This window comes from Streptomyces sp. NPDC043870, assembly GCF_056435785.1.
Genome location: NZ_JBWKDT010000009.1, coordinates 61,043 through 82,903 on the forward strand (window position 1 = coordinate 61,043; position 21,861 = coordinate 82,903).

Below are 21,861 nucleotides of genomic sequence, written 5' to 3' on the forward strand. Positions count from 1 at the left end.
GCCTCCTAAGAGCCCCGGCGCGCGGGACCGGTCACGGAGTGTGCCGTGTCGTGGACCGAGCTTTCGATCCGGGCGAGCTGGGCGGTGAGGCTGCGCAGCCAGTACTCGAGGTCGATCAGCATGGGCAGGGGCGGGCCGTCGGGTACCGGGAGAGGCGGATCCGGCGGCCGCGGCGGCCCCGGGGCGCCCTCGGCGCACCGGTCCGCGATCCGGTCCGTGGTCCGGGCCAGCCGGTCCGCGGCCGTACGGGCCCAGTCGGCGGCGACCGGCGGGACCGGGACCGCGGGAGGATCGAACCGGGGAAGCCAGTGGGCGCCGAGGAGGACCTGGTTCGCGGTGATGAGCACGGCGTGCCAGTCCGCGAGGGAGGCGGCACCGTCGCCGCCCGGTTCGCTCCGGTACTGGTCGTACGCGGCCTCCGCGAGCCGCAGGTGGTGCAGGGCGGACCACGTGGACGGCGACTGCGGCCCGGTACCCGGCGGGGTGGTCAGCAGGACACGGACCGTCCCCGTGATCAGCGGGCCGCAGCAGCGGAGCAGGGCCGCCATGGTTCTGCGCACCTCGCGCCGGGCCCCGGCGGGCCAGGCGAGCAGTCCGCAGAGCAGCCCGATCGCGCTGCCCGTCACGACGTCGATGATGCGGGCCTCGGCCAACTGCCAGGACGCGGGGGCGAGCTGGCCGAACGCGGACGCCACGACGAGCGTGAACAGCGCCTGCGCCCACGCGATCCCGAGCAGCGGCCCGAGCGCGAAGGCGACGAGCATGCCGGGGGCGAGGACGACCGCGTACGCCTCGGTGTGCCCGCCGATCCACTGGATCAGCGCACCCGCCGCCACCGCGCCCAGCAGGTTCCCGGCCACCGCCTTGCGCACGGCCGTCCACGTCGCCCCGAACGTGGTACGGCTCAGGGTCAGGACGGCGAGCAGCACCCAGAAGCCGTGCGTCAGATCCAGCGATCCCGCCACCAGCCGGGCGGCCCCCAGACCCAGCGCGGTCCGCGCGGCGTTCTGGAACTGGACCGACCGCAGGGTCAGGTTCCCGAGGAGCCGCGCCGTCCACAGCCGCACGGCGCTCGCGTCGGCGTACCAGAACAGCTCCCGCGGCGGAATCGGCGCCGTACGCCGCCCGTCCATGCCGACCCGTACCGAGGTCTCCAGGATCCGCGCCGACTCCGCCATGGCCAGCACCGCCGCCTGCCGCCGCAGCACCGGCACCGTCGGCACGGCGTCGGTCGGCCCGGTGGCCTGCCGGACGCGCAGCTGCTGGAAGCCCCGTATCGCCTCTTCGAGTGTCCCGGGCGCCGGGGGCGGCGTGCCGGCGCGCAGGGCGCCCGCGATACGGGTGCACAGGGCCGAGACCCTGCTCAGGAGCGACGCGGAAGCGGCGTCCTGCGCATCGCCCCCGTAGCCGGGCCGCGCCGTGTCCGGCCGCACCGGGCCTCCGGCGGACAAGGCGTCCGCATGATGCGCCAGCTGGTCGAGGAGGCGGCGCGCGGCACTGCCCGCCTGGAACATGGCACGGTCCGCCCGCCAGGGGCCGGCGGGCCGTTCGGCCGGCGGCAGCTTGGAGAGGCGCAGATCGCTTCCGGCCGAGCGGAGGCCGGTGGGGGAGGCGGCGGAAGGGTCCGCCGCCGCGGCGGCGGCGACGTCGACCGTCGCCGCGAGCCGCTCCCGGTACGACGCGGTCGGCGGCGTGGGCAGCAGGAAGACCTCGCAGGCGACCAGGAGCAGGACCCCTGCGGTGAGACCGATGAGGCGCAGTCCCAGGGTTTCGGGGGCGTACGGCGGGAAGCACGCCAGGATGTAGAAGAGCTGCAGCCCGGGCCCCACCCCGGCCGGGCGGGGGCCCGCGACCGCCGCGAAGGCGAGCAGGAAGCCGACGACGAGCATCCCGAGCACCGCGGCCCAGGTCCGTACCGCCAGCGCCGTTCCCAGTGCGACCAGCACCAGACCGATCGGCAGAGCCTTCAGAATCACGACCGCCCGCTGCCGGCCCGACCCCGGGACCCGTGAGAGGACGCCGAGGGAGATGGGGGCGAACAGCGCGTACAGCGCCGTCGCGGACTCACCGAGCCCGTACAGGAAGGAGTAGAACCCGGCGCTCGCCGCGACGGTCACCCGGACGGCCCGGTGCAGTATCTCCGTCCGCTCCGCTCCGCCGGTCACTTCGGGTCACCGGCCCGGGCACCCGCGCCCACCGGTGGCCAGGGCGCGCTCATGGACAGCGGCGGCAGCTTCCCGTGGACCACGAGCCGGTGGCGTGCGGCCATGACGACGACGGACGCCGCCAGGATCACGGCCCCGCCGAACCGCAGGATCGCGTCGTACGCGTCCTGCGGCGGCTTCTCGGGGGTCATCGCCGTGATCGCGGACGCCGCCGCCGCGAGAGCGATCGCACCCAGGGTGACCAGGAACGTCAGCAGGACACCCGACGCCTCACCCGCCCTGGCCGGCGGCACGACCTGCTGGGTCGCGACGCTGGAGAAGGTCCAGCCGAGACCGAGTCCGAGACCGCACCAGGCGAACACGGGCACGTACAGCCACCAGGCCGTGACATGGGTCAGCACGATCATCCCCGTGCCGGCGATCGCCCCCGCGAGCGCCATCACCGCGGTGGGGCGCATCCGGGCCGCCAGCCGGGCGCCGAGCGGACCGCTCAGGGCCACGAGCAGCGCGGGCGCCAGGAACACGGTGCCCGCCGTCAGCGGGGACAGCCCGCGCACACCTTGCAGATAGAGCGTGGAGACGAAGACGGTGACGCCGTAGCCCATGTTCGTGACCGACCCCATGCCGGTCACCAGGACGTAGGGGACGTTGCGGAACAGCCGCAGATCGATCAGCGGATGCCGTGCGTGGCGCTCGCGGAGCAGGAAGAGCCAGCCGGCCACCACCGCCACCGCGAACAGCGTCAGGGTGCGGGCGTGGTCCCAGCCCCAGGCGCTGCCGCGCTCCACGGCGGTCGTGAGCGCCGCGAGAGCGCACACGACGGTGAAGCAGCCGATCAGGTCGAGCTGGCGCGGCGCGGAGGCGTCCCGTGAGTCGGGAACGTACGCGACCGCGACGATCAGCGCCAGCGCGCTGAGCGGCGCCAGCAGCCAGAAGATCCAGCGCCAGCCGGGCCCTTCGGTGAAACCGCCGCCCACGAACGGACCCAGCGCCGTGCCGATGTTGGCGATACCGAAGGCCGCTCCCAGCGCGCGGGCCCGGCTCTCGTCCGGGAAGGCATTGCTGATCACGGCGACGGACACCGGGAAGACGAATCCCGCGCCGACGCCCTGCACGATCCGCGCGCCCACCAGCAGCCCCAGCCCTGGTGCCAGCGCACACCCCACGGAACCGGCCGTGAACAGGGCCATCCCCACCAGCAGTGTGCCCCGGCGCCCGAAGACGTCCCCCAGCCTGCCGCCGACGATGAAGAAGCAGCCGATGGCGAGCATGTACGCGGAGAGGGTCCACTGGGCGGCCGCGGCCGTGACACCGAGTTCGTCCGCGATTCCGGGGATGGCCAGGTTCAGGGCGAAGAAGTCGACCTGAATGCAGAACAGCGCGACCGTGACCGCGATGAAGGCCCCCGTCCGCGCGGCCGACGACGACTCTGCGCGCATGGGCACATTCCTCTCGGGCGACGTCGTCGCGACGCCACCGTGGTCGGACCTGCGACCTGGTCCCATTGTGGGGCGGCGGCGTACGGACCGCAGCCCGGCCGTCCTGCGCCGCGATCCCCGCCACCCGGCCCTGTCCGGATCGCGGGGGACGTCCGGCCGGGGCCACCATGGCAGGAAGTACAAGGGCGGAGGCGGGAGGTCTGCGGTGCGTGCCCTGCTCCTCCCGGTCCTCTTCGCACTGGCCTCGGCCCTCAGCAACGCCGTCGCCACCGTGCTGCAGCGCCAGGCCGCGATGAGCGTGCCGAGTTCCACCGGTTTCCGCGCCGGCCTGATGCTCGATCTGCTGCGGCGCCCCGGCTGGCTGGTGGGGATCCTCGCCGTGATCGCCGCGGGCGTGTGCCAGGCCCTGGCCCTGAACACCGGCCCGCTGACGGTCGTTCAGCCGCTCTTGGTCCTCGAACTGCCGCTCACGCTGATCGTGGCCTCGCTCCTGATGCGCCAGCACGTCGGGCGCACCAGCTGGGTGGCCGTGACCTGCGTGGTGGTGGGTCTCGGCGTCGCCCTCGTGGCACTGTCCCCCATGGGCAACCGCACCCATGTCTCCATGGACCGCTGGCTCCCCGCCCTCGCCGTCTGCGGGGGAGTGGTCGTCGTACTCGCCGCCACGGCGCTGCGACGGCCCCCCGGCCGGGCCCGCGCGGCCTGCCTGGGTGCGGCCACCGCCGTCTGCTTCGCGCTGACCGCGGCCCTGATGAAGCAGGCGACGCACATCCTGGACGACGACGGAGCCGCGGCCTTCTTCACCGCCTGGCAGACGTACGCCTTCGCGGCGGCCGGAGGGGGCGCGCTGTTCCTGCTGTCGAACGCGATGCAGGCGGGGCCGCTGGTCGCGTCCCAGCCCGCGATCACGCTCGGCGACGCGATCGTGAGCCTCGTCCTCGGCGTCACGCTGTACGAGGAGCATGTCCGGTCCGGCTGGTGGGTGCTGCCGCAGCTGGCCGGCTTCGCGCTGATCGCGATGGGCGCGATCGCGCTCGCCCGTATCCCGCTCACCCGGTCCGTGGTCGCGCCCGGCGAGCAGGACGGCGCAGGTCCTCAGGCCGCGCCTCCGCCGGCCGCACCTCCTCCAGCCGCGCCGCCGCCGCCGTGAGCAGCATGTCGAGGGCCCTCGGGTAGGCGCTGAGATTCATGTCCGCCACCAAATGCCGTGCCGTGGCGGCGATATGGGGGTGGGTCCCGGCGGGCAGCCCGGCGTACGTCGACCGCCATGCCGCCTCGTCCGCCTCCCGTGCGGCCGCCGGCAGCGCGGTGGCCGCCGAGTCCAGGGCCGCGAACGCCAGGGCCTGGTCGACGAAGGCGTGGTAGATCCGTACCGCCTCGGCGTCGGGGAACCCGGCCCCGCGCAGCACGCCGATCATCGTCTCCACCGCCCGGATCTCATGCAGCCGGCCCGTCACCCGGCAGGCGCTGAGCACCGCCGCCTGCGGATGCGCGAGGTAGTCGGCGTGCATCCGCAGACCCAGTGACCGCAGATCGGCGCGCCAGTCGCCGGTCGGCCGCCAAGCGCGCAGCGTACGGCCGATCAGCTCGTCGGCGATGGCGAGCAGCAGCTCGTCGGTGTCCCGGAAGTACCGGTACAGCGCGCTCGGGTCGGCGCCCAGCGCGAGGCCGAGGCGGCGGACCGTGAGCGCGTCGGCGCCGTGCTCCTTCATCAGCCGCAGGGCCGTCTCGACGATCAGCTCCTCGGACAGCACGACGCCTTGCTTGGTCGGGCGCCTGCGCCGCCGGGCCGCCGGTGGTACGACGCGTTCACTCATCGACGTCCTCCTCACCCAGGGCCCGTCTTCCGGATCCTGCCGGGCGGCTCCGTCCGGTCGGGCCATGGCCCCGCACCTTATGACAACGCCATTGACCTGTGAAGTGCACCGCCAGTTTCATGTGCGGTCACCGGGGCCGGCCAGGCCCCTTCGGTGCGAGCGGAGCTGGCCATGACAGTGAAGAAGACCCCCTACGGCGCGGACGGTCCGGCCCACGCCTCCCTGCGCAAGTCCCTCGGCGTCGTGGACTGCGTCGCCATCGCCGCCTCCAGTACGGCGGCGACCACCAGCATCGGCATCGGCCTCGGCGTCACGGCCGCAGTGGTCGGGCTGCATCTGCCCGCGATCATGCTGGTGGCCTTCCTGCCCATCCTCGGCATCGCCGGCGCCTTCTCCCGGCTCAACCGGGTCGAGCCGAACGCCGGCAACGGCTATGTCTGGGTCGGCCGTTCGCTCACTCCCTGGCTCGGCTTCCTCGTCGGCTGGCTGGCCATCGTCGCGACCGTCGTCTTCCTCGCCTACACCACGGCCGTCACCGGGTCCGCGATCCTCCAACTGGCTGGACAGGCCGGTCTCCACGATGTGGCGGGACTCGTGCTGAACCCGGACTCCACCGCCCAGTCGACCGCGGTGGGCATCCTGGTCCTGGTCGCCGTCACCCTCACCGCGGTCACCGGCGTCCGCACCGCGGCCAGGCTGCAGGGCTGGCTGCTGGTCTTCGAGTACCTGGTACTGCTGGGCTTCTGCGGCTACGGCATCGTCACCGGGCCGCACGCCTTCAGCCTCGACTGGTTCAATCCCTTCGGCATACCGTCGCCGTCCGCCCTCGCGCAGGGTCTGCTGCTCTCCGTCTTCTGCTACTGGGGCTTCGACGCGGCGTTCACCGTGAACGAGGAGGTGCGCGAGCCCCGCGACGCGTCCCGTGCCGGGATCACCACCCTGTTCACGATGCTGGCGCTCTTCCTGCTCGGCTCGGTCGCCTTCCAGCGCGTCCTGAGCGAGGAGGAGCTGGCGGGCAACGGCGCGCAGGGGCTGGCGTTCTTCGCCGAACGGCTGGCCTCCCAGCCGCTGGCCGCGCTGCCGCTGGTGGCCCTTATGTTCTCGGCCGTCGCCTCGCTCCAGGCCGGCGTGATCCCGGCCGCCCGGGGCATGTTCGCGATGAGCCGGGACCGTACCGTCGGACCCGTGTGGTCCAGGGTGAGCCCCCGGTACGGGACACCCGCGGCCGGAACCGTGGTCATCGGCGCCCTCGCGACCACCGTCGCCGTCCTGTCGCTGGTCATCCCCAAGCTCGCCGACCTGATCCTGGCGGCGGTCAACGCGATCGGCATCGTCGTCGCCCTCTCCTACGCCCTCATCGCCCTGGCGGCCGCCGTACGGTTCCGCGGACTGCTGCGCGAGTCCTGGTGGGAGGGGATGCGCGCGGTGATCCTGCCCGCGCTCAGCGGCGCCGCACTCCTCGCACTCGGCGGCTACCTCGCCTGGTCCTTCTACGACTCGGCCGACCACTTCGAGGTCAGCCCGGACAACGGCTGGTTCATGCTGCTGGTCCCGGGACTCATGATCGCCTCCGGGATCGTGGCCGCGGGCTGGGCCAAGTGGGGCCGCAGGTCTCCGTACTTCCGTACCGGCCACGGCACCGATGCCGACGCCGTCCGGCTGCTCACCGAAGAGCCGACCCCCACCGTCTGATCACCCGTCAGCCGACCACCTGACTGCCCGACCACAGAAACGGAACGCTGCATGCACTCCCGCCACGCCGACCTCGTCTTCACCGGCGGCCCCGTCCTCACCCCCGGCGCCGGTGCCGACGGCCGGCCGGCCGCGGTCGCCGTCACCGGCGACCGCATCACCGCCGTCGGCGACGCCCACGACGTACAGGACCTGATCGGCCCGAAGACCGACGTCGTCGACCTCGCCGGACGGCTGCTGATGCCCGGCTTCCAGGACGCCCACGTCCATCCGGTGCCCGCAGGCCTCGAACTCACCCAGTGCGACCTCACGGGTGCCGGTACGGCCGGGGAAACGCTCGCCGCCGTACGGGCGTACGCCACCGCCCACCCCGACCGTGAGTGGATCACCGGCGGTGGCTGGTCCATGGACGCCTTCGAAGGCGGTACGCCGACGAAGGAGTTGCTCGACGCGGTCGTCCCGGACCGGCCGGTGTATCTGCCCAACCGGGACCACCACGGCGCGTGGGTTAACAGCCGCGCCCTCCAACTCGCCGGTGTCACCCGGGACACCCCCGACCCCGTCGACGGCCGGATCGAGCGCGACGCCTCGGGCGAACCCACCGGCATGCTCCAGGAAGGAGCCATGCAGTTCGTCGGCCGTCTGACACCCTCGGCCACCCCTGACGACCGGCTCGCCGCCCTGCTGCACGCCCAGCGATATCTGCACTCGCTCGGCATCACGGCCTGGCAGGACGCGCTCATCGGCGATTTCCTCGGCATGGACGACCCGTCCGGCGCCTACGTCACGGCCGCCCGGGACGGGCTGCTCACCGCCCGCGTCGTCGGCGCCCTGTGGTGGGACCGCGAGCGCGGGGCGGAACAGATCCCGGAGCTGGTCGAACGCCGGGCCGCGCTGACCCACGGCCGGTTCCGCGCCCGCACCGTCAAGATCATGCTGGACGGAGTCGCCGAGAACGGCACCGCCGCCCTGCTCGACCCCTATCTCGACCGCTGCGGCTGCGCCACCGCCAACCGCGGCACCAGCTTCGTCGACCCGGCACAACTGGGCGCGTACGTCACCGAGTTGGACGCGCTCGGCTTCCAGGCCCACTTCCACGCCCTCGGCGACCGGGCCGTACGCGACGCCCTGGACGCCGTCGAGGCCGCCCGGGCCGCCAACGGCCCGACCGACACCCGCCCGCACCTGGCCCATCTGCAGATCGTCCACCCCGACGACGTCCCCCGCTTCCGGCAGCTCGGCGCCACGGCCAACATGCAGCCGCTGTGGGCCGCACACGAACCGCAGATGGACAACCTCACCATCCCCTTCCTCGGACCCGAACGGGCGGCATGGCAGTACCCGTTCGGCGCCCTGCTGCGCGCGGGCGCGACCCTCGCCGCGGGCAGCGACTGGCCGGTCAGCAGCCCGGACCCGATCGAGGGGATCCATGTCGCGGTCAACCGCGTCCTGCCGGGGGAGCGGGGCCCGGTGTTCCTGCCCGACGAGCGCATCGACCTGACCACCGCACTCACGGCGTACACCGCGGGCTCGGCGTACGTGAACCACCTCGACGACACCGGCAGCGTCCGGACCGGCGCCCTCGCCGACCTGATCGTCCTGGACCGCGACCCGTGCGCGGGGCCGCCAGAGGCCATCGCGGAGGCCAAGGTCGCGCTGACCTACGTCGGGGGGGAGCGCGTGTACGCCGCACCCGACGCCTGAGCCCCGCGACGGCCCCGGCTCGGCAACGACCCGGATGGGCGTACTGGCCGAGCGGCAGGGGGTGGAACGCATGGAGGTGACGAAGTCCCCGTCCGAGCACGTTCCATCCCCTGCCTGAGGAGACGCATGAACGCCGGTCCGCCGGAGCCCACCCGCCGCACGAAGAAGACCGCCGCCGCCAAGGCCACCACCCGCAAGACCACCGGCCGCAAGACCGCGGCCCGCAGGACGGGCCCGGACGGCGGGACGGCACCCGCCCGCAAGACCGCCCCAGCGCGCAAGACCGCTTCCCCCCGGAAGAAGGCCGCCGGCACGGCTGCCTCGTCGAACGGCAGCGGTGAACTCCGGTCGGGACCGGTCGCCGGCACCGCGCTGGTGAGCGGCGGAAGGATCCCCGCCAAGGGCCTCCAGTACGCCGACGTGGACGGGATGGCGATGTTCGAAGGGGACATCGTGCTCGGCACCGTGGCGGAGCTGGCGAAGCGAGCGGAGGAAGCTCCCGGCTTCCCGGGCCACGGGGGACCGGTGCTCCACTCGATCGGGATCACGGGCGAGGAGTTCCGCTGGCCGCAGGCCACGATCCCCTTCGAGATCGACCCGGGCCTTCCCGGCCAGGACCGGGTCACCGACGCGATCGCGCACTGGGAGTCCCGCACCCGGATCCGCTTCGTGCCCCGGACCCCCTCCAACGCGGCACAGTTCCCGGACTTCGTGCGCTTCGCCCCGGGCCGCGGGTGCTCGTCCAACGTCGGAAAGCAGGGCGGGATGCAGCTCATCACGCTCGGCACCAACTGCACGACCGGCAACGCCATCCACGAGATCGGTCACACGGTCGGCCTGTGGCACGAACAGAGCCGTGAGGATCGCGACCGGTTCGTCACCATCGATTTCACGAACATCGACCCGTCCATGCAGCACAACTTCCTGCAGCACATCGCGGACGGCGACGACCTCGGCCCGTACGACTACGGCTCGATCATGCACTATCCGTCCGAGGCGTTCGCCATCGATCCGGGCCGGCCGACGGTCGTCCCCCGGCAGCCGCTGCCCCCGGGCGTCGTGCTCGGCCAGCGCGACGGCCTGTCGCAGGGCGACATCGGCGGAGTCCACCTGATGTATCCCCTGGCGCCCGCGGCCACCATCAAGGAGATCGCCAAGGACCCGGTCACCGACCAGCCCGCCAAGATCCCCGGCCTGGACCTTCAGCCCGTCGCCGCTCTCAGCCCCTTCGTACTGGCCACCCCGCACCAGTCGCCCGCACTGGCGGGCCTGCCCAACGGGCCGGCCGAGCAGCTGCGCCAGCTCACCCAGATGCTGGGCGCACTGCAGCAGGGCCTCATGGCCGCGATGGCGAGCCACAGCAGCCTCATGGCACAGCTCGGTACCGCAGCCGTCGGCACCGCAGCCGTCGGCACCGCGGCCGACGGCGCCGGTCAGCCCACCGGACCGCGCCGATGATCCTGGTCGTCTCGTACGACGAGGACCACACCCTCGGGGTCGTGCGCCATCTGGACGCGGCCGGGCGGGAAGTGGTCCGCGTCGACCTGGCGGACTTCCCCGCCCGCGGTGAGGTCACCCTCGACCACACCGCGGGCGGGCCCCCCGCCTACGCGCTCACCTCCCCCAGCGGCCACACCCGGCTGGACGGGTGCCGCGCCGCCTGGTGGCGCCGGGTGCGTCCCTTCACCGTCGACCAGGCGCTGGGCACGGACCGGGACCGGACCTTCGCGGCCGGCGAGACCGCTCATGCGCTCTACGGACTGTTCCACTCGCTCCGCTGCACCTGGGTCAACCCACCGCTGCTGGACGGGATCGCCCACCACAAGCCGTACCAGTGGGAGACGGCACGCCGGACCGGTCTGACGCTGCCGCGCACCCTGGTCACCAACCAGCCCGAGAGGGCCCGCCGGTTCATCGAGGAGGTCGGTGTCGGACGCACGGTCTTCAAGGCCTTCGGTGCCGATGCCGAAGCCTGGCGGGAGACCCGGCTCGTCCGGACGGAGGACCTGGCGGCACTGGACGCCGTGCGCTACGCCCCTGTGATCTTCCAGGAGTTCGTACCGGGAGCCGATCTCCGCGTGACCGTCGTCGGCGACCGCGTCTTCGCCGCCGAGATCGACGCCTCGGCGACCAGCTACCCCGTGGACATGCGGATGGTCGTCCACGAGGCCCGGGTGCGGCCGGTGGCTCTGCCCGCGGCCCTCACGGACCTGCTGCTGCGTCTCGTGCGCAGCCTCGGTCTGGTGTACGGCGCGGTCGATCTGCGCCGGCGGCCCGACGGGCAGTACGTGTTCTTCGAGGTCAACCCCGCGGGCCAGTGGCTGTTCGTGGAGGAGCGGACCGGGCAGCCGATCACCGCGGAGGTCGCTGCGCTCCTGGCGCGGCTCGACGAGCGCGACCCGGAGCGGGCCCCGGAGCGCGACCCGGAGCGGGCTCCGGCACCGATGCCGGCGGGCAGGCCGGCATGACGGACACCGTCGCGGGCTTCGTGACCCTCCCCGCCGACACCCCGAGGGCCCTGGCGGCCCGGGTCCTCGTCGAGGTCCGGGACGTCTCCCTGGCCGACGCTCCTTCCACGGTGGTCGGGGCACAGGTCCAGACGGACGTCGAGCTGACGCCGGGGGGCCGCGTGCCCTTCGCCGTCAGGGTGCCGGACCTCGACCCCGGCTCCTCCTACGGACTGCGCGTCCACATCGACCTCGCCGGCACCGGAGCCCTGTCCCAGGGGGATCTGATCAGCACTCAGGCGACCCCCGTTCCGCCGGAGTCGGCCGATGGACTGATCGCTCCCGTCACCGTCGTATGACCGTGCCGCAGCCGCCCGGACACGGTCCGTATCCGTCCCCACGAGTTGTCCCGGCCGCGTTGACCGGAACAGCGCAAAAAGCGTTTCATTGCAGGTGAAGGGCCGATTTCACGCTTCCGAAGGAGGCGGCCCGCCATGACCACCCACCCCAGCATCGAGCAGCACCCCGACCTCGCCGAGATGCGCGCACGTTTCGAACGGGCGACCGCGACGCCTCGCGCGCAGGCGATAGAGACGCTGGCCCTCCTCACGGGCCTGTACCTGGCGGCTTCCCCGTGGATCGCCGGGTTCAACGGCCTCACCACGCTGGCCGTGTGCAACCTGATCACCGGTGTCGCCTATGCCTTGTGCATGGGCGGTTTCGGCTCGGCCTACGAGCGGACCCACTCCCAGGCCTGGTGCGCCGTAGCCATCGGAGCCTGGACGATCATCTCCCCCTGGGTCGTCGCCGGTAACGTCGCGACGACCCGCAGCATCGTCAGCAACGTCATCGTCGGCGTCGTGGCGCTGCTGCTCGGTCTGGCCATGACGGCCGTGGCCGAGCGCCGCGTCGGCGGCCTCCGCCGCTCTCGGGCCTCCGCGCGCGGCGGCCCGGACATCGGCCCCATGCGCTGAGCGCGTCCCCCTCAGGGAAGGCCCCGCCCCCGGAAAGCTCCCGCAAGAGCCGACCGGGTCGGGGCCTTCCCGCACGACTGCCGGTGTCTTCCGCTCAGCCGTCCCGAACTCGCCGTACGGCGCCCGCAGTCGGCAGCCGCGTACGGGGGCTGTCCACCAGCCGGACAGTGGCCGACGGTACCCGTGGGCGACCACGGTGCGTGAGCTATGTTGAACCCGAGTGGGATGCGAAGGAGGCACACCGTGCCATCAGGGCAGCATGCGCGCGCGCAGGCGTCTGCGATCACGCCGGGAAGGCAGTCTCCCGACGCGGAGCCGACGCCTGTGGAGAGGGTCCGCGCTCTGTTCGGCGGGCACCGGCTGTCTCCCGCGCAGCGGCGGATCGCGCAGTACATCATCGACCACCTCACCGAGGCCGCCTTCTTGTCGATCACGGATCTCGCGGACCGGGTGGGGGTGAGCCAGCCGTCGGTGACGCGCTTCGCGTCCTCGGTGGGGTTCAGCGGGTTCCCGGCGCTGCGGGAGGCGCTGCAGCCCATCGCGCTGAGCGCGGTCGCCGGGTCGGTGGACACGGGGGAGGACCGCCGCAACGAACTGCAGGCGGCCGTCGACGCCGAGATCGGCAATCTGGAGGGCCTGCGCCGTGTGTTCGCCGACACGGGCAAGGTGCTCGACGTCGGCCGGGAGCTCGCCCGGTCGGTCCCGCTGACGATTCTCGGCCTGCGGATCTCCTCGTCGCTCGCGGAGTATTTCGCGTACGGGGCGAGGCGGATCCATCCGGACGTGCGCCTGGTCTCGCGCGGGGGGAGCGTGGCCTACGACGCGCTGCTGCAGTCCCGGGAGGCGGGCGGCACGTGGGTGCTGGCGTTCGCGATGCCGCGGCACGCCAAGGAGACGCTGGCGGCGATGCGGGCCGCGCACAGTGCGGGCCTGCGCACCGCACTGATCACGGACCTGACGATGGGGCCACTGGTCGACGAGGCGGATGTGGCGTTCACGGCCGCCACCGGATCACGTCTGGTCTTCGACTCGTACGCGGCGCCGGGGGTGCTGTCGGCGGCCATCCTCCAGGCCATGGCCGATGCCGATCCCGAGCGTACGCAGATGCGTCTCGAGCAGTACGAGCAGGCCGCTGAGCAGCACGATTTCTTCCTGGAGTACTGACGCCTGCGGGGCCGGGCGGCGGTCTTGCCGAGGGGACTTTCACACCCAGAGGTGCATGAATTTTTTCATGCCCTTGCTTACTTGGCAGTAAATATATTTACTTCAGGTGGCACTGCGGACGACACTCCTCCTCGTCGGCCCCACGGTGTTCTGTTAGGGCAGCCTCTCCCCTTGGCTGCCCCCCGGCGGCCCCGGTCAACCCCTGGGCCGGGGCCGCCGGCAAGACGGCCGGTCTGCTGCATGCAGGCCACCCGCACCGCGCACAGCCTTCCGGAATGTGAACAGTGGTGTCCACGAACCCACGCACCCCCTACGCTGGCCGTGCAGCTGGTACGCCCTGTCAGCCGGACAGGAGCGTCGTAAGAGGGAACCCGGTGGGAATCCGGGACTGCCCCGCAGCGGTGAGCGGGAACGACCGCCGTCATACGCACTGGGCCCGGCCGGGTCTGGGAAGCGACGGCCAGTAGGAGTCCGCCGGAAAACCGGCAGACGTGCCCGCGAGTCCGAAGACCTGCCCGTTGCCCGCCCGCGACGTACGCGTGCGGAAATCCCGGTGACCTCGAGGGCGGGTCGGCGCACACACCTGGCGGACACGGGCAACACCCGGCCGCCCGGTCGCCGTTCCTTCGCGTCCTCGACCCGTCCCGGGGTCGTATCGGAGACACGCTCGCGAAGGAGAGTTCCGTGACCAGCAAGTCCGCAGCCGCGGCAGCACGGGCCACCGTGTACGGCTACCCCCGGCAGGGCCAGAACCGGGAACTGAAGAAGGCGATCGAGGGCTACTGGAAGGGCCGCGTCACCGCGGACGCCCTCCGGGACACCGCCGCCGGCCTGCGCCGCACCCACTGGCGGCAGCTCGCAGAGGCCGGTGTCCACGAGGTGCCGACCGGTGACTTCTCGTACTACGACCACGTCCTGGACACCAGCGTGATGGTCGGCGCGATCCCCGCCCGCCACCGTGCCGCCGTCGAGACGGACGCCTTGGACGGCTATTTCGCGATGGCACGCGGCACCCAGGACGTGGCGCCGCTGGAGATGACCAAGTGGTTCGACACCAACTACCACTACCTGGTCCCCGAGCTCGGACCCGGCACCGTCTTCTCCGCCGATCCGTCCAGGCAGGTCGCCGAGCTCAAGGAGGCGCTCGCCCTCGGCCACCGCGCGCGCCCCGTGCTCGTCGGCCCGGTCACGTACCTGCTGCTGGCCAAGCCCGCTCCCGGCGTCGACGACGGCTTCGAGCCGCTGACACTGCTGGACCGGCTGCTGCCGGTGTACGCCGAGGTACTCGCCGATCTGCGGGCCGCCGGGGCCGAGTGGGTGCAGCTGGACGAGCCCGCCCTCGTACAGGACCGCACCCCCGCCGAGCTGAACGCCGCCGCCCGCGCCTACCGCGACCTCGGCGGCCTCAGCGACCGGCCCAGGCTGCTGGTCGCCTCCTACTTCGACCGGCTCGGCGAAGCACTGCCGGTCCTGGCCAAGGCTCCCGTCGACGGTCTCGCCCTCGACTTCACCGGCCCGGCCGCCGCGAACCTCGGCGAACTCGCCGCGGCCGGCGGGCTGCCCGGCAAACGCCTGGTCGCCGGCGTCGTCGACGGCCGCAACGTATGGATCAACGACCTCTCGGCGTCGCTCGCCACCCTCGGCACCCTGCTCGGTCTCGCCGACCGGGTCGATGTGTCCGCCTCCTGCTCGCTTCTGCATGTTCCGCTGGACAGCACCGTCGAGCACGACATCGATCCACAGATCGCCCGCTGGCTCGCCTTCGCCCGCCAGAAGGCCGCCGAGATCGTCACCCTGGCCCGCGGCCTCGCGCAGGGCACGGACACGATCGCGGCGGAGCTGGCCGCGAACCGGGCCGATCTGGCCTCCCGTGCGGGCTCGGCGATCACCCGTGACCCGGCGGTGCGCGCCCGGGCGGCAGCTGTCACCGACGCGGACGGCCGCCGCGCGCAGCCGTACCCGGAGCGGGCCGCCGCCCAGCGCGCCCACCTCGCGCTGCCGCTGCTGCCGACGACCACCATCGGTTCGTTCCCGCAGACCGGCGAACTGCGCACCGCCCGTGCCGATCTGCGCGCCGGGCGTATCGGCACCGCCGGCTACGAGGAGCGCATCGAGGCCGAGATCCGCGAGGTCGTCTCCTTCCAGGAGAAGGCCGGAATCGACGTCCTGGTGCACGGTGAGCCCGAACGCAACGACATGGTGCAGTACTTCGCCGAACGGCTCACCGGATATCTCGCCACCCGGCACGGCTGGGTCCAGTCGTACGGCACCCGCTGCGTCCGCCCGCCGATCCTCGCCGGCGACATCTCCCGCCCCGAACCGATGACCCTGCGCTGGACCCGCTTCGCGCAGTCACTCACCGACCGACCGGTCAAGGGCATGCTCACCGGCCCGGTCACCATGCTCGCCTGGTCCTTCGTCCGCGACGACCAGCCGCTCGGGGACACCGCACGCCAGGTCGCCCTCGCCCTGCGGGACGAGGTCGACGACCTCGAAGCGGCGGGAACATCCGTCATCCAGGTCGACGAACCCGCCCTGCGCGAGACGCTGCCGCTGCGCGCCGCGGACCGGACCCGCTATCTCACCTGGGCGACCGAGGCGTTTCGCCTCACCACCAGCGGGGTGCGCCCGGACACCCAGATCCACACCCATATGTGCTACGCCGAGTTCGGCGACATCCTCCAGGCCATCGACGACCTCGACGCCGATGTCATCAGCCTGGAGGCCGCCCGCTCCCATATGCAGGTCGCCGGTGAACTCGCCACCGCCGGCTACCCGCGCGAGGTCGGCCCCGGTGTGTACGACATCCACTCGCCGCGCGTCCCGGGCGCCGCCGAGGCGGGGGCCCTGCTCCGCAAGGGACTCGAGGCCATCCCGGCGGAGCGGCTGTGGGTCAATCCCGACTGCGGCCTCAAGACCCGCGGCTGGCCGGAGACCCGGGCGTCACTCGACAACCTCGTCGCAGCGGCCCGTGAGATCCGGACGGACCTCTCCGCACAGGCATCCTGAGCCCACTCCGTGCCGGGGCCGGGCACCGATGTGCGTGCCCGGTCCCGGCACGGGACAGCAGATGCGGCTGGCTCCGGGGTGCCCGGGCCCACTAGCTTCGTCGGGACCATCCGGTACTCGCCGGCCAGGGCACCTTCCCGGGCGGCGCGAACCTGCGGGAAGGCGAACGATGAGCGAGAACCCTGCGGTGCGGATCGAACGCGAGGGCCCCGTCCTCACGGTGATCCTCAGCCGCCCCGAGGTCCGTAACGCCGTCGACGGCCCGACCGCCGCCCTGCTCGTCGAGGCCTTCCATGAGTTCGACGCCGACCCTGACGCGGCCGTCGCCGTGCTGTGGGGCGAGGGCGGTACCTTCTGCGCCGGCGCCGATCTCAAGGCCATCGGCACGCCACGCGGAAACACGGTCCTCGCCGACGGTGACGGGCCGATGGGCCCCACCCGGATGCGGCTCGGCAAGCCCGTCATAGCCGCGGTCTCCGGCCACGCGGTGGCCGGCGGCCTGGAACTGGCGATCTGGTGCGATCTGCGGGTCGTGGAGGAGGATGCCGTCTTCGGGGTGTTCTGCCGCCGCTGGGGCGTTCCGCTCGTGGACGGCGGCACCGTACGGCTGCCGCGCCTGATCGGGGAGAGCCGGGCCATGGACATGATCCTCACGGGCCGCCCCGTCCCGGCCCCGGAGGCGTACGGCATGGGGCTCGCCAACCGGCTCGTACCGGTCGGCGACGCCCGCCGGGCGGCGGAGCAACTTGCCCGGGAGATCGCGGCGTTCCCTCAGCTGTGCCTGCGCCACGACAGGCTCTCCGCCCGCGAGCAGCACGATCTGAGCGAGCCGGACGCCCTGGCCGCCGAGTACCGGCACGGCATGGTGCCGCTGACCGCGGGGGAGACCCAGTCGGGCGCCGACCGGTTCGCGGGCGGCGCGGGCCGCCACGGGAGCTTCGCGGACTGAACCGCGGAGCCTGCCCGTGCCCCGGCCCGCGGCTTTGCCCCCGGCCCGGCGGCGGACCGGGCATGTGTCCGGGGGCATCGGGACCGGCTGTGGTTCAGGCTTTCGAGGCCTTCCGGGCGGAGTCGAGGTGGGCGAAGACGACGACGTTGTCCTTGTAGTCCTTGGTCTTCAGGTCGAACTCGCCACCGCACGTGATCACGCGCAGCTGCGCCGACGGGGTGTCGTTGTAGACCCGCTCATTGGGGAAGCGCGCCTTGCTGAACATCTCCACCGAGTCGACCTTGAACGTGGCGACCTGGCCGTCCTTGCGGGTGATGTCGATCTTGTTTCCGGGCTTCAGCTCACTCAAGCCTACGAACACGGCCGGGCCGGTCTTCGTGTCGACATGGCCCGCGACGATGGAGGTGCCGCGTTCGCCGGGTGTGGCACCCGCCTCGAACCAGCCCGCCAGATTCTTGTTGTTGGGCGGCGGCGGGTTCAGCTGTCCGGACGGGCCGATCTTCAGAGGGGTGAAGGGCGCGTTGACGGAGATCGCCGGGATGGAGATCCGCGTCGGGGCGGAACGGGTCATCACCAGCCCGGTGGCCTGGGGGGAGCCGGCCTTGTGGGTGGTGGGCGCGGGGGCGGCGGCCGCAGGAAGGGGTCGCGGTCCGGTCTGACCGATGGAGTCGAAGGAGTTGTGGAGGAGCAGAGCGCCGAGCGCGACCGCCGTGGCGGGCCACAACAGGCTGCGGCTGACGGAACGGGAGGAGGACGGTTGCCCGGGCGTCTTCGGATCGGGCGGCTGCTGGGCGGTCATGGGACGTGCCTTTCGTGTACACGGAGGGGAGTGACGTGAGCGAGCGGCGGTTCGGGACCGTGGCGGCGGAAACGTAATCGCCGCGGCCGCCGTCCGAGGGGGACGGCGGCCGCGACAGCGCAGCGAACTGCTAGTGGTGCGGCCTCATCAGGCAGAGGTCCCGGACTTGACGCCGCGGCGACGCAGCTTGTAGACGCCGGCGCCGATGCCACCGAGCATCAGAGCCGAACCGGCAGCCAGGCTGCTGCTGTTCATCGCCAGACCGCCACCGCCGGTGTGCACGCCACCGTTCGGCTTGTCCTTGTCGTCGTCGTCATCGTCGTCGTCGTCGTCGTGGTCGCCCTTGTCGCCCTTGTCGTAGTCCTTCTTCCACGACTTGCCGTGGTCGTCCTTCTTGTCGTCGTCGTCCTTGTCGCCCTTGTCGCCCTTGTCGTGGTCCGAGTCGTCCTCGGCTACGGCCATGGCGAGGGCGCCGCCGCCGGCGTCGACGCCGCCCTTGGGCTCGTCGTCGTCATCGTCGTCGTCGTCATCGTCGTCGTCGTGGTCGTCCTTGTCGTAGTCCTTCTTGCCGTGGTCGTGGTCCTTCTTGTCGTGGTCGCGCTTCCACGACTTGCCGTGGTCGTCCTTCTTGTCGTGGTCGCCCTTGCCGTGGTCGTCCTTCTTGTCGCCCTTGTCGTAGTCGTCCTTGTCGCCCTTGTCGTAGTCGGAGTCGTCCTCGGCTACGGCCATCGCGAGGGCGCCGCCGCCGGCGTCGACTCCGCCCTTCGGCTTGTCGTTGTCGTCGTCGTCATCGTCGTCGTCGTGGTCGTCCTTGTCGTGGTCGCCCTTGCCGTGGCCGTGGTGCTTCTTGCCGTGGCCGTGGTGCTTCTTGCCGTGGTCGTCCTTCTTGTCGCCCTTGTCGTAGTCGTCCTTCTTGTCGTCTTCGTCCTTGTCGCTGTAGTCGTCCTTCTCGGAGTCGTCCTTGTCGCTGTAGTCGTCGCTGTAGTCGTCCTTCTTGGACTCGTCCTTCTTGCTGTAGTCGTCGCTGTAGTCGTCCTTCTTGGACGCGTCCTGCTTCCCGGACTCGTCCTTCTTGCTGTAGTCGTCCTTCTTGGACTCGTCCTTCTTGCTGTACTCGTCCTTCTTGGACGCGTCCTGCTTCTCGGACTCGTCCTGCTTCTTGGACTCGTCCTGCTTCTGGTAGTCGTCCTTCTTCTCGGACTTGCGCTGGTCCTCGCTGGAGGAGGAGCCGGAGTCCTGGCTCCAGTCCTCCGCAACGGTCATGGCATATGCGACCGGAGCAGTAATCGTCAGGACCGCGGTGATGGCGGCTGAGGCGCACAGGGTGCGGGCAGAGCGCATGAGAGCACGTTCCTTTCGCCGCTTCTGCGAGGGCTGACACATCGTCGGCTCATCGGATCGCAGCTGCGACTCGTTCACCGTCAGCCAGATCACGGCTCCGCACCAGCGGAGAAAGCTGCATTAGGGGGACACCGTGGGCCCTTCGAGTGGCGACACGCCGCACAATCACCCGTTGAGCGGCAGCCAGGGCGGAGCAACGCCCGGAGGGCTCGGTGCGAGCGGCCGGACCCCGTCGTCTTCGCCGTACGTCGGGACTCAACGTAAGCACGCGTGTCGGTGCTGCGATTTTCCGAGCTTTTGCCCATCCGGGTTCGAGGCGGCGCCGAACTAGTTGTGTCACTGCCGAACACGGCCACCGGGTGCCGGATCCGAACAGCCGAGGCGGGGTCCTCGGCCCGGATACGGGCAGCGCCGTGGCGTGTGCGTCCGTTCCGCATCAGGGAGGAGTGTCCGATGGCTGTTTCCATCCGTGTCCGCCGTCTGGTGACAGGTGTCGCTGCCACGGGCCTGCTGGCCGGAGGCGCCGCGTTCGGTCCCGTCGGTGCGGCTGCCGCCACGCCTGTGCCGGCGACCACTGCGGCGAGCACACACGTTGCCGGCGGCGACGATTGCGAATGGAAGAAGGGGCACTGGGAGAAGAGGTGGGTCGAGGACGACTCGGAGAAGGCGTGGGATCGGGACGACTCCGATCGTGGCGACGGAAAACGCGACGACAGGAATCGCGACGACAGGAATCGCGACGACAGGAATCGCGACGACAGGAATCGCGACGACGACCGGACCAACGGCCACTGGGAGGAGACCTGGGAGAAGGGGCACTGGGAGTGCACACAGCGGTGACCGCGCCGGTGACCGGTACCGGTGTGCGAAGCGGACTCCGGCCCACCGGACCGGGACGGCGGAGGACCGCATGTCCAGGCGTGCGGACAGTTCGAATCAGTGGTGGCATGGATAGCGGGCCAGCCCGCTGGGCACTGCGGTGTCCACGACGCGCGAGGGAACGAGTGTCAGCACCTGATCCGGATCCTGGCGCCCCGGGGCCGCTGAGCGAGCCGGGGCTGGATGAGCTGATGGTCCGGGTGGGTCGTGGTGACCGGGACGCCTTCGTACCTGTGTATGAAAGGGTCAGCGGTCCGGTACTGGGTCTGGTGCGCCGGGTCCTGAGGGATCCGGCCCAGTCCGAGGAGGTGACTCAGGACGTGCTGGTGGAGGTGTGGCGCACCGCAGGCCGGTTCCGGCCCGAGCAGGGCAGCGCCCTGACATGGGTCCTGACGCTGGCCCACCGGCGCGCGGTGGATCGCGTCCGCTCGGCCCAGGCCCGTGGCGAACGGGAACGCCGGGTGGCTCTGCTGGAGTCCGGGCCGCCCTTCGACGAGGTGGTGGAACAGGTCGAGACCAGCCTCGAGCATCAGCAGGTCCGCCGCTGTCTGCAGTCGCTGACCGACCTGCAGCGGGAATCGGTCGTGCTCGCCTTCTACCACGGGCTCACCTACCGGGAAGTGGCCGACGCTCTGTCGCAGCCGCTCGGCACGATCAAGGCCCGCATGCGTGACGGCCTGATCCGGCTGCGTGACTGTCTGCGGGAGGGAGGGCCACGGCGATGAAGAACGGAGAGCGGTGCGCGGCAGCCGGCGCGTATGTGCTCCACTCACTGCCGGAGACCGAGCGGCGCGCGTTCGAGGAGCACCTGGCTTGCTGCGCCGCGTGCACGGCAGAGGTCGCGCAGCTCTCAGCCACGGCCGCGCGGCTGGGGCAGGCGGTGGCCGCCGAGCCCCAGGCCGATCTGCAGCGGCGCGTACTGGAACGGATCGCCGTCACCCCGCAGGAACCGATCGTCCCGCGGCAGCCGGGAGTGCGCGGCCCCGATACGGGCCGCCGGCTGCTGCAGCTGGCGCTGGCGGCGTGCCTGGCGCTGGCGGCGGTCCTCGGCGGCGTCGCCGTATGGCAGTACCAGGCGGCGGAGGATGCCAGGTCGGAGCTGGCCCAGGCAGAGGAACGGTATGCCGGTGTCGCCGACATCCTGGCCGCGCCCGATGTGGAGCTCCGCACGCAGACGCTGTCGGACGGAACCACCGGCACGATCGCGGTGTCCCGCAGCGCGGACGCCGCGGCCTTCTTCGCCTCGAGAATCCCGCCGCTGCCCGCCGACAAGACGTACGCGCTGTGGTTCAGCGACGACGGTACGTTCAGGCCGGCCGGGCTGGTCAGCGGAGCCGAGGCCCAGGAGATGCAGATGCTGGACGCGCCCTTGAACCAGGCGACGGCCATTGGCATCACGGTCGAGCCCATCGGCGGCTCGCCGCAGCCGACCAGCCAGCCGCTGGGTCTGATCGGCATTCCGACGTGACCGTCTGATCGGCA

Annotated in this window: 18 protein-coding genes and 1 riboswitch; of the genes, 13 read left to right on the plus strand and 5 right to left on the minus strand. The window is 71.7% G+C overall.

All coding sequences use genetic code 11. The annotated features are described in order from the left end of the window. Positions 1–5: 5 nt before the first annotated feature. The gene (locus AC0699_RS14255; protein WP_478659665.1) at positions 6–2,165 is read right to left on the minus strand and encodes an FUSC family protein; all 2,160 of its coding nucleotides are present in this window, start codon (positions 2,163–2,165) and stop codon (positions 6–8) included. Next, positions 2,162–3,604 carry an MFS transporter gene (locus AC0699_RS14260; RefSeq protein WP_478659667.1) on the minus strand — a complete coding sequence of 481 codons (1,443 nt, stop codon included), beginning with the start codon at positions 3,602–3,604 and terminating at the stop codon, positions 2,162–2,164. Before AC0699_RS14260 ends, AC0699_RS14255 begins: the two co-directional genes overlap by 4 nt. A 205-nt stretch (positions 3,605–3,809) precedes the next feature. On the opposite strand from AC0699_RS14260, the gene AC0699_RS14265 reads away from it, so the two are divergent. Beyond that, on the plus strand, positions 3,810–4,754 hold the full coding sequence (locus tag AC0699_RS14265; RefSeq protein WP_478659955.1) for a DMT family transporter: 945 nt from the start codon (positions 3,810–3,812) through the stop codon (positions 4,752–4,754). On the opposite strand, the gene AC0699_RS14270 is transcribed toward AC0699_RS14265, so the two are convergent. After that, complete coding sequence (locus tag AC0699_RS14270; protein ID WP_478659669.1) at positions 4,654–5,421, minus strand: TetR/AcrR family transcriptional regulator; 768 nt, start codon at positions 5,419–5,421, stop codon at positions 4,654–4,656. The two genes, AC0699_RS14265 and AC0699_RS14270, sit on opposite strands and share 101 nt — an antisense overlap. Before the next feature lie 171 nt (positions 5,422–5,592). Here AC0699_RS14270 and AC0699_RS14275 point away from each other — a divergent pair, with 171 nt between their 5' ends. The 9 genes from AC0699_RS14275 (at position 5,593) to AC0699_RS14315 (ending at position 17,360) form a co-directional block, all read left to right on the plus strand. After that, the gene (locus AC0699_RS14275; RefSeq protein WP_478659671.1) at positions 5,593–7,113 is read left to right on the plus strand and encodes an APC family permease; all 1,521 of its coding nucleotides are present in this window, start codon (positions 5,593–5,595) and stop codon (positions 7,111–7,113) included. A gap of 51 nt (positions 7,114–7,164) precedes the next feature. Next, positions 7,165–8,817, plus strand: a complete 1,653-nt coding sequence (locus AC0699_RS14280) for an amidohydrolase (RefSeq protein WP_478659673.1) — start codon at positions 7,165–7,167, stop codon at positions 8,815–8,817. Between the two features lie 126 nt (positions 8,818–8,943). Further along, positions 8,944–10,275, plus strand: a complete 1,332-nt coding sequence (locus AC0699_RS14285) for a M12 family metallopeptidase (protein WP_478659675.1) — start codon at positions 8,944–8,946, stop codon at positions 10,273–10,275. Continuing rightward, positions 10,272–11,285 (plus strand): MvdC/MvdD family ATP grasp protein, encoded by a 1,014-nt coding sequence (locus AC0699_RS14290; RefSeq protein ID WP_478659677.1) that lies wholly within the window; start codon positions 10,272–10,274, stop codon positions 11,283–11,285. Before AC0699_RS14285 ends, AC0699_RS14290 begins: the two co-directional genes overlap by 4 nt. After that, the gene (locus AC0699_RS14295) at positions 11,282–11,623 is read left to right on the plus strand and encodes a YbaY family lipoprotein (protein ID WP_478659679.1); all 342 of its coding nucleotides are present in this window, start codon (positions 11,282–11,284) and stop codon (positions 11,621–11,623) included. Before AC0699_RS14290 ends, AC0699_RS14295 begins: the two co-directional genes overlap by 4 nt. 135 nt (positions 11,624–11,758) lie before the next feature. Further along, the gene (locus AC0699_RS14300; protein WP_478659681.1) at positions 11,759–12,238 is read left to right on the plus strand and encodes an SPW repeat protein; all 480 of its coding nucleotides are present in this window, start codon (positions 11,759–11,761) and stop codon (positions 12,236–12,238) included. A 243-nt stretch (positions 12,239–12,481) separates the two neighbouring features. Then, on the plus strand, positions 12,482–13,402 hold the full coding sequence (locus AC0699_RS14305) for a MurR/RpiR family transcriptional regulator (RefSeq protein ID WP_478659683.1): 921 nt from the start codon (positions 12,482–12,484) through the stop codon (positions 13,400–13,402). Positions 13,403–13,713: 311 nt separating this feature from the next. After that, positions 13,714–13,935: riboswitch (cobalamin riboswitch) on the plus strand. A 151-nt stretch (positions 13,936–14,086) separates the two neighbouring features. Further along, positions 14,087–16,411, plus strand: coding sequence for a 5-methyltetrahydropteroyltriglutamate--homocysteine S-methyltransferase (gene metE, locus AC0699_RS14310; protein WP_478659685.1), 2,325 nt, complete (start codon positions 14,087–14,089; stop codon positions 16,409–16,411). Between the two features lie 169 nt (positions 16,412–16,580). Then, positions 16,581–17,360 (plus strand): crotonase/enoyl-CoA hydratase family protein, encoded by a 780-nt coding sequence (locus AC0699_RS14315; protein ID WP_478659687.1) that lies wholly within the window; start codon positions 16,581–16,583, stop codon positions 17,358–17,360. Between the two features lie 94 nt (positions 17,361–17,454). On the opposite strand, the gene AC0699_RS14320 is transcribed toward AC0699_RS14315, so the two are convergent. After that, entirely contained in the window at positions 17,455–18,159 is a 705-nt protein-coding gene (locus AC0699_RS14320) for a class F sortase (RefSeq protein WP_478659688.1), read from the minus strand. Positions 18,160–18,306: 147 nt separating this feature from the next. Then, positions 18,307–19,500 carry a hypothetical protein gene (locus AC0699_RS14325; protein ID WP_478659690.1) on the minus strand — a complete coding sequence of 398 codons (1,194 nt, stop codon included), beginning with the start codon at positions 19,498–19,500 and terminating at the stop codon, positions 18,307–18,309. A gap of 453 nt (positions 19,501–19,953) precedes the next feature. Here AC0699_RS14325 and AC0699_RS14330 point away from each other — a divergent pair, with 453 nt between their 5' ends. The 3 genes from AC0699_RS14330 (at position 19,954) to AC0699_RS14340 (ending at position 21,847) form a co-directional block, all read left to right on the plus strand. After that, positions 19,954–20,340, plus strand: a complete 387-nt coding sequence (locus AC0699_RS14330) for a hypothetical protein (RefSeq protein ID WP_478659692.1) — start codon at positions 19,954–19,956, stop codon at positions 20,338–20,340. Positions 20,341–20,447: 107 nt separating this feature from the next. Continuing rightward, complete coding sequence (gene sigK, locus AC0699_RS14335) at positions 20,448–21,104, plus strand: ECF RNA polymerase sigma factor SigK (RefSeq protein ID WP_478659694.1); 657 nt, start codon at positions 20,448–20,450, stop codon at positions 21,102–21,104. After that, a complete protein-coding gene (locus tag AC0699_RS14340) occupies positions 21,101–21,847 on the plus strand; it encodes an anti-sigma factor (protein ID WP_478659696.1) in 747 nt (248 codons plus the stop codon). Before sigK ends, AC0699_RS14340 begins: the two co-directional genes overlap by 4 nt. The last annotated feature ends 14 nt before the right edge of the window (positions 21,848–21,861 follow it).